6 protein-coding genes and 2 pseudogenes are annotated in these 13563 nt (G+C 70.5%); 3 read left to right on the forward strand and 5 right to left on the reverse strand.

The features are described from left to right. Positions 1 to 31: 31 nt before the first annotated feature. Both ACFVH0_RS01565 and ACFVH0_RS01570 read right to left on the reverse strand, forming a co-directional pair. A complete protein-coding gene (locus ACFVH0_RS01565; protein WP_385817406.1) occupies positions 32 to 6907 on the reverse strand; it encodes an SDR family oxidoreductase in 6876 nt (2291 codons plus the stop codon). A 1101-nt stretch (positions 6908 to 8008) separates the two neighbouring features. After that, positions 8009 to 8458 carry a CDGSH iron-sulfur domain-containing protein gene (locus tag ACFVH0_RS01570; RefSeq protein ID WP_385817407.1) on the reverse strand — a complete coding sequence of 150 codons (450 nt, stop codon included), beginning with the start codon at positions 8456 to 8458 and terminating at the stop codon, positions 8009 to 8011. Here ACFVH0_RS01570 and ACFVH0_RS01575 point away from each other — a divergent pair. After that, complete coding sequence (locus tag ACFVH0_RS01575; RefSeq protein WP_385817408.1) at positions 8388 to 8789, forward strand: hypothetical protein; 402 nt, start codon at positions 8388 to 8390, stop codon at positions 8787 to 8789. The genes ACFVH0_RS01570 and ACFVH0_RS01575 overlap by 71 nt on opposite strands. A 462-nt stretch (positions 8790 to 9251) precedes the next feature. Here the strand turns inward: ACFVH0_RS01575 and ACFVH0_RS01580 are convergent, their stop codons facing one another. Continuing rightward, entirely contained in the window at positions 9252 to 10085 is an 834-nt protein-coding gene (locus ACFVH0_RS01580) for a PIG-L family deacetylase (protein WP_385817409.1), read from the reverse strand. 198 nt (positions 10086 to 10283) lie between these two features. Here ACFVH0_RS01580 and ACFVH0_RS01585 point away from each other — a divergent pair. Beyond that, a pseudogene (locus ACFVH0_RS01585) lies at positions 10284 to 10741 on the forward strand (transposase); the annotation flags it as partial. Between the two features lie 19 nt (positions 10742 to 10760). Here ACFVH0_RS01585 and ACFVH0_RS01590 read toward each other — a convergent pair. Together ACFVH0_RS01590 and ACFVH0_RS01595 are read right to left on the reverse strand one after the other, a co-directional pair. Continuing rightward, a pseudogene (locus ACFVH0_RS01590) lies at positions 10761 to 10970 on the reverse strand (VOC family protein); the annotation flags it as partial. A 246-nt stretch (positions 10971 to 11216) separates the two neighbouring features. Next, the gene (locus ACFVH0_RS01595; protein WP_385817410.1) at positions 11217 to 12158 is read right to left on the reverse strand and encodes an alpha/beta fold hydrolase; all 942 of its coding nucleotides are present in this window, start codon (positions 12156 to 12158) and stop codon (positions 11217 to 11219) included. A gap of 116 nt (positions 12159 to 12274) precedes the next feature. On the opposite strand from ACFVH0_RS01595, the gene ACFVH0_RS01600 reads away from it, so the two are divergent. Further along, positions 12275 to 13255 (forward strand): helix-turn-helix transcriptional regulator, encoded by a 981-nt coding sequence (locus ACFVH0_RS01600; protein WP_385817411.1) that lies wholly within the window; start codon positions 12275 to 12277, stop codon positions 13253 to 13255. Positions 13256 to 13563: the final 308 nt, after the last annotated feature.

The following is a 13563-nucleotide window of genomic DNA, read 5'->3' on the forward strand; positions in this document are numbered from 1 at the left end:
CCGAGACCGCGGGGCGGCTCCACCACGACCGTCACCAGCCCGAGGCGGTGTGGACGACGGCGGTGGCGGACTCCTCGCCCCAGGCGAGCTCCCGCAGCAGTGCCGCGGTCCCCTCCTCCGGATCGATCAGCCGGATGCCGCGCCGGGCGTATTCCCGTGCCAGTTCGGCCCCGATCATGCCGGTGTGACCGGCCGAGGGCGCCCAGGGGCCCCAGTGCACAGTCACCGCGCGGCGTCCGGTGCGGGCGGCGAACGCCGCGCCGAGGGTCTCCAGCGCGTCGTTGGCGGCCGCGTAGTCGACCTGGCCGCGATTGCCCAGGACGGCCGATATCGAGCCGAACAGCACGGTGAACGCGGGCGGTGCGGGCAGTTCCTCCAATGCGGTGAGCAGGGCGTCGGCGCCGGTCGCCTTCGTGGCGTAGACACGTCGGAAGGACTCCGTGCTCTTCTCGGCGATGAGCCGGTCCTCGATCACACCGGCGGCGTGCACCACGCCGTCGAGCCGGCCGTGCTCGGCATGGATCTCCTTCACCGCCTGCAGTACGGCGTCGGGTTCGCGGAAGTCGACCGACCGGTAGCGGGCCCGGCCGCCCAGTGCGCTGATCTCGGTCAGGGTGGCCGTGATCTCCCGCTGGGCGAGCAACAGTTCGGCGGTGCGGTTGATCTCGGCCGGCTTCAGTCCGCCGCGGGCGGCGAGCGCAGCGCGCAGCTCGGCCGGGGTGCGCGCGGACGCGGTGTCCTCGGCCTCCGGCCCGTCCGGGGCGGGAGTGCGGCCGAGCAGTTCCAGACGGCAGCGTGCGGCGCCGGCGAGCAGGGCGGCGAACTGTGCGGTGATGCCCCGCGCCCCTCCGGCCAGCAGCACCACCGAGTCCTGGTCCAGGCCGAGCGCCGTGGCCTCCGAGGTGCCCGCCCCGGCCGGTCCGGCGCCCGTGCTGCCGAGCACACCGAGCGGCGCCGCCACCAGTTCGAACCCGTGCCGGCCCGCCGCCGTCCGCAGCACGACCGGCGTCCGGTCCGGGGCGAGGGCCTCGGCGACCACGACGTGCGCGAGCGCGGACGGCGAGGCGTCGGCCACCTCGACGACCCGGGCCACCGTCTGTGGATACTCGTGCACCACGGTCCGGAACAGACCTCGCAGCCCCGCGGTCCGGGGGTCGGGCGCCTCACCGTCGGCGGGCCGCACGGCCAGCAGCCAGCGCGGGGCGAGTGCCAGGGCGGCCTTCAGCACGGGGAACGAGGCGGGCAGCAAGGGCATGTCGTCGGTGCCCGCGAGGGCCCCCAGCCACAGCACGCCGTCCACCGGGCCGTCGTTGTCCGTCAGGATGTGGTCCCGGGCCCGTGCGTCGACCTCGGCGCCGTGGGACGCGAGGCGGGCTGCGACCTCGGGGGCGTCGCCGAGCAGGATCCAGCGGGTGCCCGCGAGAGCGGACGACGGGTCGGTCCGGGCGTCGGCCGGGTCGTCGAGGAGGACCGGGCGCAGGAGGTACCGTCCGGGGGGTTCGGCGGTGACCGCGTCCGGACCGGGCTCCACCGCCGCCGGGACGGCGGGCCGCTCGGCCGGCCCGCCCATCCGCGCGGTCAGCCAGTCGGTCACCGCGGCGGCGGTCCGCGCCTTCGCCAGCTCCTCCAGCGCGTCGTCGTCCAGCGCGGCGAGGTCGGATCCGGCACCCAGGCGCCGGGCCAGTTCGCCCGCGATCTCCGCCCGCTTGATGGAGTCGATGCTGAGGTCCGCCTCCAGGTCGAGGTCGGGCTCGATCATGTCGACGGGGTAGCCGGTGCGCTCGCTGATGATGTCCAGAACGACCCGCTGGACGTCGGCCGCTCCGGCGGGCTCCACGGCGGTGGTCGGCGTGCCCTGTTCCGGCTCCTTCATCGGCGGCTGCGCCGGGGGCAGTTGCGGCACGGCCCGGATCACCTGCGGGGCCGTCTGGGACGGGACGGGCTGCGCGCCCGGGGCGGATCCGAGGTAGGTGAGCAGGACGTCCCGTTGGGCGGCGATCATCTCCCGGCTGGTGCGCAGGAATTCGGAGATGAGCGTGTCCTTGTCGGAGGGGGCACTGTGCGGGGAATTCGTCGTCACAGTCGTCTCCAGGGTCTCCGTGACTCGTCGGGCCGGTGCGAGCGCACCGGTGAGTAGGGCGCCATCGGCGGTGCGGACCAGTTGTCCGTCGACCGTCCATCCGGGGATCTTCGGTGCCGGGGTACGTGCCGCGTCCACCGCGTCCCGGCCGCGCAGCAGCCAGCCGACGCGCACCGGCAGCCCCGCCACGGCGAGCTCGGCCAGGGCGTCGAGCCAGCCGCGCAGGCCGCTGCCCGGCCGGGGTTCGCAGGCCACCGTGCGGTGCGGCCGATCGCCGAGGATCTGCCCGACCAGCCGGGTCAGAACCGAGCCGGGGCCGGCTTCCACGAAGACGCGTGCCCCGGCTTCGTACATCGCCTCGATCTGCTCGACGAAGGCGACCGGGGCACCGATCTGGGCGGCGAGTTCGGCCCGCACCGCGTCCCCGTCGGCGGCGTACGGGGTGGCCGTGCGGTTGGACCATACCGGGAATTCGGGCGCGTGCACCGGCCGGGCCGCGAGCGCCGCGGCGAACCGGTCGGAGGCGGCGGCGACCAGCGGGCTGTGGAACGCGCAGGCGACGGGGATGCGCTTGGCACCGTGACCGGCCTCGCGCAGCAGCCGGACGGCCTCGTCGACGGCGTCCGTCGGTCCCGAGATCACCGTCTGCCCGGGCGAGTTGCGATTGGCGACCACAACACTGTCCGGCGCGGACGCCTCCTTGAGAGCCCGCGCCACGTCCTCGGCGCCGGCCGAGACTGCGGCCATGGTCCCGGGATCGCTCCCTTCGCCCTGGGCGGACTGCGCGGCTTGAAGGATCGCCGCTGCTCGCTCCTCGCTCAGTTCCAGCAGCGTCCCGGGGGTCAGTGCGCCGGCCGCGCACAGTGCCACCAATTCGCCATAGCTGTGCCCGGCGGCCATGTCCGGCTGCACGCCCGCCGAGGTGAGCACGGCGTGCGCGGCGAGTCCCGTGACACCGAGGGCGGGCTGGGCCACGCGGGTGTCGGTCAGCGCGGCCCGTTGCCGCTCGCGTTGGGTGTCGTCGAAGGCGGCGGGCGGATACAGGGTGTCGGCGTGGGCGCGGGCGAGTTCCAGATGGGGGCGCAGCTCGGGAAGGGCGACGAACAGGTCGGCGAGCATCCCGGTGCGCTGGCTGCCCTGGCCGGGGAAGAGAAATGCCACCTTGGCGCCGCCCGAGTCGCCGGTTCCGGCCCGGTGGATGCCGCGTGCCGGAGCATGCTCGCCGGGGTCGGCCAGGGCCCGCCGCAACTTCTCGACCAGGTCGTCCACGTCCGTCGCCACGATGGCGACCCGGGCCGGATCGCCGCTGGCGTCCGACCGCCGGGCCGCGCTCAGCGCGAGGTCCTGGAGCCGCCACGACCGGTTCCGGGGCTGAGCGGTTGTGAGGAGCTCCTCCATCGCCCGGCGGGTCGCGGCCTCGTCCCGTCCGCGGAACACGAACAGTTCGGCCGGCCAGGCGTCCAGTCCCCGCACGGGCGGTACGCCACCGGCGTGTGCGGCCAGCACCACGTGGAAGTTGGTCCCGCCGAAGCCGAACGCACTCACTCCGGCGATCCGTTCCTCCGCGGGCGCCGCCCATGGACGGGCCTCGGTGTGGAAGGCGAAGGGGCTGGTGTCCGCCTCCCAGGCAGGGTTGGGATTCTCGACGTGCAGGGTGGGCGGCCGGACACCGGTGTACAGAGCCAGCAGCGTTTTGATCATTCCGGCGAGACCGGCAGCGCACTTGGTGTGGCCGATCTGTGACTTCACCGAGCCGAGCGCGCAGCTGCCCGGTTCTGCCCCGGCCTCGGTGAACACCTCGCTGAGGATGCGCAGTTCGGTACGGTCGCCGACGACCGTACCGGTGCCGTGCGCCTCGACGATGCCGACGTCGGCCGGTGAGACTCGGGCGTTGCGGTAGGCGCGCTCCAGCGCCGAGCGCTGGCCCTCGGGCCGGGGGGCGGTCAGACCGAGTGAGCGGCCGTCGCTGGAGGAGCCCAGGCCCTTGATGACGCCGTAGATCCGGTCGCCGTCCCGCTCCGCGTCCGCGAGCCGCTTGAGGACGACGCAGGCGATGCCCTCGCCGAGCGCGATGCCGTCCGCCGAGTCGTCGAAGGCGCGTGAGCGGCCGGTGGGAGACAGGGCGTGCACGGAGGAGAACAGGACGTAGTCGTTGATCCCGTTGTGCAGGTCGGCGCCACCGCACAACACCACGTCGGAGGTGCCGCCGGCCAGCTCCTTGCAGGCGACGTCCACCGCGGCCAGTGACGAGGCGCAGGCGGCGTCGACGGTGTAGTTGGCGCCGCCGAGATCGAGCCGGTTGGCGATCCTGCCCGAGATGACGTTGGCGAGCATGCCGGGGAAGGAGTCCTCGGTGAGTCCCGGGAGCTGGTCGTCCAGACCTGCGGGGACGCGGCCGTAGTACGAGGGCAGCACCGCCCGCAGCGTGGCCGCGTTCGAGAGATCGCTGCCCGCCTCGGCGCCGAACACCACGGAAGTGCGGGAGCGGTCGAACTCCCGTCCCCCGTCCCCGTATCCGGCGTCCTCCAGAGCGCGCCGGGCGGCCTCCAGGGACAGCAGCTGCACCGGTTCGGTGCTGCCGAGCGAGGCCGGCGGGATGCCGTAGCGCAGCGGATCGAAGGGGATGCGGGGCAGGAAGCCGCCCCACTTGGAGGGGGTGGACCGACCATGATGGACGGCCGGATCCCAGCGCTCGGGCGGGACTTCGCTCACCGCGTCCACTCCGGCGACCACGTTCGCCCAGAAGGCGGACAGGTCGGGCGCCTGCGGGAACATGCACGCCATGCCGACGACGGCGACGTCGAGCGGAGCGGGCGCGACCGGCTCGCGCACCTCGCTCGCCGGAGCCCACTGCGCCGTCCGCCGGGCGAGATGCTCGGCGGCGCCGGTGGTCACCGACTCGTGCAGCAGGGCGACGGTCGTGGTCACCGAGCGCAGCACGGCCACCTCGCCGGCCATGAACATCCCCTCGGCGAGCTGGCGCCGCTCGTCGACCGGCGTGAGGCGGCCGTCGGCGGATCGGTCGACGCCCTTGCTGGCGATGCGCAGCCGGCCGACGTTGAGCCTCTCCAGTTCCTCCCAGATCCGCCGGTCCGGCACGCCCTCGGCGCGCAGCCGGGACTCCTGGTCGCGGTAGCCGACGGTGAAGGGGCTCGGCACGCACCTCGTCGCGTGCCCCGGCGCCGACTCCAGCAGCGTGGTGCGCTCGGCCTCCACAACCTGCTGCTGGAAGAGCGGCCGGACCGCCCCGCGGGATACGGCCTCCTCGGTGAACAGATACGCGGTACCCATCAACACACCGACGGCCGCGCCGCGCGCGGTCAGCGGCGCGGCCAGAGCGGCGACCATCGCCGCCGACCGCTCGTCGTGCACTCCGCCCGCGAAGAACACCTCGATGTTTTCGGCCTCGTGGCTCTCCAGGAAATCCTCCAGGACGGCCAGTTGGGCCTCCCAGAGCGCAAAGCTGCCGCGCGGCCCCACATGCCCGCCGCACTCCGAGCCCTCGAACACGAACCGGCGTGTCCCGGCCTGGAGGAACTGCCGCAACAACCCCGGTGAGGGCACATGGAGAAACGTCCGGATGCCGTCCTGCTCCAGGGCCTGCGCCTGGGACGGCCGCCCACCGGCGATGATCGCGTGAGTCGGCCGCACGTCCCGTACGGCGTCGAGCTGGGCCGTACGCACATCCTCCGGCGCGAAGCCGAGGACCCCCACGCCCCAGGGCCGGCCGTCCACCGCGTCCCGCGCCTCGGTCAGCATCGTCCGCGTCCGCGCGCCGTCCGCCAGGGCCAGGGCGAGGAAGGGCAGTGCTCCGTCCGCGGCCACCGCGGCGGCGAAGGCGGGTCCGTCGCTCACCCTTGTCATCGGCCCCTGCGCGACGGGGAGCCGGGTTCCGAGCGCCCGGCTCATCGGCGACCCGGGCCGCAGCGCCCGTGCGGCCGTGTCGTCCCGGACGGCGCCCAGCACCGCTTCCCGCAACGCGCGCACAGTTCGGCGCACATCGCCCCACCGCTCGGCGAACCGGGCTGCGAGGAAGCCGTCCTGGCCCACCGGAAGCAGTTGGGTACGCGGATCCCGCCCGCCCAGAAGCGCCGCCACCTCCTGCGGCCCGGCACCCTCCGCGAGGCGCGGGGCGTCCGGGCCTCGCCGCAGCAGGAGGCGGTGACCGGCCCGGACGACGGTTTCCGAGCCGTCCATGGTGCGCAGCGCGGCGGCGACAGGTTCGGGCAGCGCCGACTCGGCGAGCAGCGCGAGTTGGCTGTCGAGGACGACGCCGGCAGCTCCGCCGGCCACCGCGGCGGCGGCCGTTCGCGGGCCGATGCCGCCGCACGCCCACACGGGCCGGGTCACCTCGGGCGCGGCAAGGAGCTGCTGGAGCAGGACGAAGGTGCTCAACTCGCCGATCCGGCCGCCGCACTCGGTGCCGCGGGCGATCAGACCGTGCGCCCCGGCGCGTAACGCGTGCCGCGCGTCCTCCAGGCCGGTGACCTCGACGAGTACGCGGAAGCGCGCCGCGAGCCCGGCGATCGTCCAGTCCGCGCCTGCTTCCCCGGCCGCCGCTGCGACCGTGAGCACCACGGTGTGCGGACCGTCCGGATCCAGGTCGGCCGGGGTGAGTCGGCAACGCGCGTCGACCCGGACGCCGAATCTGCCCGAAGCCGTGCGCCGCAATTGAGCGAGGGCCTCGCGGGCCCTCCGGTCGCCGGGCCCGAGGTCGAGCACGCCGAGACCGCCGGCCCGGCAGACCGCCAGGGTGAGCCCGGCATCGGGCTCACCTAACGGGGTGATGCCGATGATCATTTCTTCGGAACGCACAGCGGAGTTCATCGTTCTCCGAATCAAGGGTGAGACTGCACGGTGGGGGGTTCTGTACAGACGAGGCGGCTCACCGGCTTCCTGCAGGGAAAAGCCCACCGCGGAACGCCGATATGAAGCGTGTGTTCGAAGCGGATTGAAAGGTAGTGGCCTGGTTACTCACCGGTCAAGGTTCAAGTGAGCGATCGGTAACTGCTTTATCGAGCCCGTCGGTCGCGAGTGGAGGGCGAGGCAGGAGGAGAACGGCTGAATTCTTTTCAGACGAGGCATCGTTCACCTGGACTGTTGCAACTTCCTTTACTGTGCGGCCGGTTGGGGATTGGCTGGTTGGGGTGCACAGCAGATCGGGCACGGGCTTCGCGCATGTGCTGGAGGGCTGTTGACGGTGACGCCCCGGACCGGGCCATGGGCGCCCGCGCGACCGTTCGGCACGAAGACGTACGACGCCGGCCAAGACCTGCGTCGCGGCCGAACTCGGCCGGATCACCGTCCCCCGCGCGCGCCTTGCCATACGCACCGTCCCCCGCACGCGCCTTGCCATACGCATCGACCCTCGCCGCAGGTCCCCGAGGCAGCCTCGCACCCGGTCGACGCACACTCCGGCGAGGTGGGACCGGGGCGGAGTCCGCGTGGGGGGAGGTCTTCCGGGCCAGGACCCGGCGCACGAGGCCGGCATCCGGATCGCGACGGGTGAAGCCCCTGCCCGCCCGGCGTGGGCTGATGCAGGAGATACCGCCCTCGCGCATGGCCGGCATACTCGCTGCGGTCGAATGCACCGCTATCCACAGCACTCGCATTGAGGCCGCATGATCACCAGTCCGCCGCACGGTCCGAGACACGTGCCGCCTTTTCTCCACGGACTGCGACATAGCGCATCAGATCGTCAAGGTCGCCGATGACGCCATGCGCCGCGAATCGACATCAGAATGCCAAGCCTCTCCCGTCCACTCGAACTCTCCCAAATGGCAGACTCACGGCGAATACGCCTGAGGAAATCGTTCACAAAGCGGCACTGAAGCCGTCCGCAAGCTCAAGCAGTAGTACCAGGACGCCTGCCAGATATGCGCCACCACCCTGATTCACCCCTCCCCGCCACCGCTACAGCGAAGCGGTTCACATCCGGACCAGAGCGGACGGCGGCTCGGCACGCCGGATACGGAGCGAACGGAATTCGTGACAGGGGGTAATGAATGGGGTGGACCTCGCTCCACTGCCGATGGGGACAGGAGCAGGGACAGCGGGGCGAGGCCGGGTCGGGTCGCGCATCAGTTTGTGGGTGCTGTCGCACCACGGTTTTTGACCGGCCGGCCCGCAACGGCACAACGCGACCACCGGCCGGGGGAGCAAACACCACGGTCGGCCGGAGACCAGCGCGGGCTGACCGTGATCAACGCCATGGCTGCGGAGGAGCACCCGACTCAGGACGTGTGCGAGCTGGCCACCCCCGCCCTCGCACACGGCGACCTGAGCGGAATCCGGGTGATGTACATCGGTGAGGCAACAACACGGCCGTCGCGCTGGCGTACGCATTGCCACCGCGCCCGGAACCCGAGCCACCTTCATCGGTCCTCCGGGGTACGGGCTGCCGGCGGATGTGCTCAGCACGGCCCGACGGATCGCCGGCACGGCCGGCGCCGTGGTGGTCGAGACGCACGATGTGGCGGACGCGCCGGAACAAATGGATGTCGTGTACACCACCCGCTGGCAGACGACAGGAATGAGCAAGGCCGATCCGGCATGGCCAGAAACCTTCCGGCCATTCCACGTCGACGCGACACTCATGCGCCGGTGGCCGGAAGCCTCGTTCCTGCACGACCTTCCGGCCCACCGAGTGACGAGGTCACGGGCGAAGTGCTCGACGGCCCGTGCTCCCTGGCCCGGACCCAGGCCGTGACGAAACTGTCCAGCACGATGGCCGTGCTGGAGACCACCGCGGGCCTCACCACCGGCTGAACCGCACGCGCGGGCACACGGAGGGCTCCGGACGTCTCCGGATGTCTCCGTGCTGCCAGCCGCCTCGGCCCGGAACCACACTCGTCGCGATCCTCCCGCCTGAACGGGCACCGCTTGCCGAGTATGCAGTTGTGCCCTCTCGCTTTCGCGTTCAAGTAGGGCCAGCGACCCAAGAACTCACCTCATGGGATGGACGAGGCGCCTCGGGGCGCACGCCGCGAACATCGACCCGTGCGGGCCCGCGTGGACCACGCCCTGGCCGCGTGATCCACAAGGGCGCAGAAGCCGGTCCACTGAGCCCTGCCCCGCCCTTCTGCAACACGCTTTGGCCTCCGAGTGCGTGACCCGCGCGATCGCGCCGTGCAACCGATGGATTTTCCCGCGCCCCGGCCGGACGCAGGGTTCAGCGCAGACCGGCGAAGAGATCGCTCTCGGGTACGGCCGCGCCGGTGGCGTCCTTGACACGCACGAAGGTCTCCATGCCCATCAACTCACCGAACCTCTCCCTGCCCATCTTGAGGAAGAAGATGTTCTCACCCTGACTGGCGTGTGCAGCCAGCGCATCGAACTTCTGACCGCTGAATGCGATGGTGTCCACCCACGTGGTGATCTCATCGTCGGGGAGGCCGATCTCGGCCATCGCGGCGGCCTCGGCAGGATCCGGCTCCGGCATGTCCTCATGGAACTCGCGCATGGTCTCCCCGAACCGCTGCATCATCGAGCGGGGCATCGTCGTCCAGTACACCTTCGGTGTCAGCCCGGTCATCTCCAGCGCCGCCATCGTGATGCGGTTGGCCTGGATGTGGTCGGGGTGGCCGTAGAAGCCGTTCTCGTCATAGGTGACGACCACATCGGGTCGGTAGCGCCGCATGAGTTCCGCAAGTCGGGCAGCGCCCTCCTCCACGGGGGTCCGCCAGAAGGATCCGGGGGCATCGTTGCTCGGCCAGCCCATCATCCCGGAGTCGGCATAGTCCAGCATCTCCAGATCACTGATCTTCAGGACGTCACAGCTCGCCTTGAGTTCTTGTCGGCGTATCAGGGCGACGGCCGCCGGATCATGCCCGGGATCGCCCGGCTTGACGCCCCCCGTTCCGTCACCGCAACCGCCGTCGGTACATGTGACGAGAACGGTGCGAATGCCTTCCGCCGCGTACCGCGCGAGGACCCCGCCGGTTCCGGTGGCCTCGTCGTCGGGGTGGGCGTGCACTGCCATGAGCGTCAACGGCCGGTCAGTCATGAAACAGTCCTCCTGCAGAAATACGTCTTGGTCCGAGTGCTCGGCGGGCGCGTCGCAATCCTGGAGCCCGGCCCCCAGTGGGGCGGCCGGCCCTGTGGTCTCCATGTTGTCCCCGTGCTGCGCCGGTTCCTCAGTCGATGCAACCGTACTTGCCCGACCGACTGTTCCCGGCGCAGCCCACATGAATGATCGTGGCTCATGGCCCGGGAAGAGCTCACGGGTGCACAGTGGGCGGTGTTGGAGCCGTTGTTGCCCAAGGGGGTAAGGGTGGGACGGCTGCTCATCCGGCCCCGGCGGCGGCTGATCGACGGCATATGGTTCCGGGTTCGGACAGGAGTTCCCTGGCGGGATGTGCCCGTCGAATACGCGCCGACCGGGCGTACTCCTCCCGCAAGAACCGCGCCCACCTGCGCCGACGTGGAATCCGCTGCACCATCCCGTACAAGGCCGACCAGGCCCGCAACCGCAGCGAGCTCGGCTCCCGTGGCGGCCGGCCGCCGCGTTTCGACGTGGTGGAATACCGCGCGCGCCATGCGGTCGAGTGCGGGATCAACCGGCTTACAAGGCACAGGGCAGTGGCCAGGAGGTACGACAGGCTCGCCGTCCGCCACGAAGCGAGGGTGCTGGTCGCGGCCATGAGCGAGTGGCTGTTGACCAGCACCCTCGCAACGGCCCTCAGACGACGTCGAATTCGTTGCCCTCGGGGTCCTGCATGGCGGCGGCGTAGAGCCCCGTGTCCGGCTCGTCCTTGATCCGCAGCATGGTGGCACCAGCTTTGACCAGCCGTTCCACCGCGGCCTTGACCCGCTGTGTACGGACGTCCAGCGGGACGTCACGGCCCCCACCGACCTTCAGGTCGAAGTGCCACCGGTTCTTGGCGACCTTGCCCCACTTCACCAGGCAAGTGAGGTGTCGGGATGACACTTGTCGGGGCTTGGGTCAGTCGCTCGGGCTCGACGAGCCACGGTGGGGAGGTTGGGTTCCGCCCCAGGGTGAGCCCGAAACCCGCTACCAGATGACCTTGAAGCCCTGACGGGGAGGCCGCGCGACCTGGCCCGCCCCCACGTCAGGCTGTCATCGGTGTGATGCGAGAACTCGGCCTTCAGGTGATACGAACCGGATCACAGGACACTAGCCCTGCCGTTCCAGCCATTCCGAGATCACCTGGTTGGTTTCTTCTGGCATTTCCTCCTGGATCCAGTGACCGCAGTCCAGGCCGACCACTTCCACGTTGGGCACGAACTCTGCCAGTCTTTCGAACCTCGGGATCGCGAAGTCCTGGTCGCCGTAGATCATGAGGGCGGGCTGCTTGATGATCGGGTCCGCGTCCGCCAGCTGGTGCCAGTTGCGGTCGAGGTTCCTGTACCAGTTGATGCCGCCCGTGAATCCAGACGTCTCGAACGCGGAGACGTAGACGGCCAGATCACTGTCGCTCATGATGGGCTCACCGAGAGGTGTTTCCGCCTTGGCGAGGTTGATAAATGCCATGCCCGGCTCAGGGGGTGCGGGGGGCACGTTCTTCCGGTAGAGGTTGCGGAGGAACTGGGAGGTGTTGGCATCAAATGCGGCGTCCGCGACGCCCGGCTGCCGGTTGAAGTGGACGAAGTAGAAGTCGCCGCCGAGGAAGGTTTCCATGACCTCGATCCACGGCGTTTCTCCGCGCTCCTGGTAAGGCAGGCTCAGGTTGATCAGCTTGTTCACCCGGTCGGGGTGCAACAGGGTCAGTCCCCAGACGACGAACGCACCCCAGTCATGGCCGACGAAGGTGGCGTCCTCGTAGCCATAGTGGTCCAGGAGCGCGACGAGGTCACCCGTCAGGTGTTCGATGTCGTAGTCCGTCACCTCGGTCGGGCGGGATGAGTTGCCATAGCCCCGCTGGTTCGGTGCGATGACGTGGTAGCCAGCCGCTGCGAGGACGGGTATCAGGTGACGCCAGGAGAAGGCGTGCTCCGGCCAGCCGTGGCATAGCACGATGGGCTTGCCCTTGTTTTCTCGGCCTGCCTCGAAGACTTCGAGCTCCACACCGTTGACCTGGATGAGGGTGGGCTCGGGAAATTCTGCTTGATTCAACACTGCATTTCCTCTCTGGGGGCGTTCGCTGGCGGTCGACCTCCTCGATGAGGTCATGTCGCCATCTTGCTCCCCAAACCGGTCACCTCATGACCGGTTTTTATGAGAGTTTTGTCAGTATGCGATCCGATCGGCTGGTGGCCATACTCCTCTTGCTCCAACGGCGCGAGCAGGTGACAGCCGCGGAGGTCTCCCGAGAGCTGGACGTCTCCGAGCGCACCGCCCGCCGTGACCTCGACGCCCTGGCCATGGCCGGGGTGCCCGTGTACTCCGTACAGGGCCGAGGTGGCGGCTGGCGCCTGGTGGGCGGTGCTCGTACCGACCTGTCCGGGTTGACCGCCAGTGAGGCACGCGCCCTGTTCCTGGCTGTCGGTCCGGCCTCGGATGCGACGCCGGCGATGAAGGCAGCTCTGCGCAAGCTCGTCCATGCTCTACCGAAGCCCTTCCAGGTGCAGGCCGAGGCAGCGGCGGCGTCGCTGGTCGTAGACCCGCAGCGATGGGGGGCGAGCCGGATCGAGCACCGGCCGCCTCGCTTCCTCGACGAACTCCAGGACGCGGTGATCAGCGGCGTCCAGGTGTCGCTCGGCTACGTCGACAGCAAAGGCGTCGAAACCCGGAGAACCGTCCACCCGCTGGGCATCGTCGCCAAAGGTCCTGTGTGGTACCTCGTCTCCAACACCGGGACCGGCCGACGGGTCTTCCGGATCGACCGCGTGTCGTCCGCCGACCCGACCGGCGACCCTGTGCACCGACCCGGGGACTTCGACCTTGCCGAGAGCTGGAATGAGATCGCCAAAGAGGTCGATCGCAAACGAACGCCGCTGGAGGTCCGGGCGGTATGCACACCCGACGGGATAGGCATACTCCGGATGGCGCTCGGCGACCGGCTCGACGTGGGAGGATCCACGACCGATGGCCGCATCGAGGTCGTGATCCGCGGCCCCAATGAGTACATCCTCGCCGGCGAGCTCTCCGGGCTGGTCGAATGGGTCGAGGTGACCGGCCCTCCGGGGGTCCGAGACCACCTGGCCTCGATCGGCAACGCCCTCGTCGAACGATACGGCCGGCCGCGCACCAGCGGAGACCTTCACCCGTCTTGAAGCGGACGAGGCAGGGCTTCGAGAAAAGTTCCGCTCAATAGGGTGGGTTTATCCGTTCCGGCAGTCGCCTGATCACGAGTCGGCGGCTCTGCCGGCCTGGCTCGCTGCGGGTGGACCGTCTCGTGCCGGGCCAGCATCGCCACGCACTCGGCGCGCTTCCGGGGTCGAGGTCGCGACGGGCGGTGCAGGTTGTGGCGGCGGCTGGCGCCTCGTGGGCGGCGCTGTCGATCTCGGGCCGTGGGCCATGGGCGGCTGAGGCCGGCCCGAGGGGTTCCCGGAGCGGCAGGTCCCGCGCTGGACGGCCGGGC

It is taken from the genome of Streptomyces sp. NPDC127117, assembly GCF_042677325.1.
GTDB lineage: Bacteria > Actinomycetota > Actinomycetes > Streptomycetales > Streptomycetaceae > Streptomyces.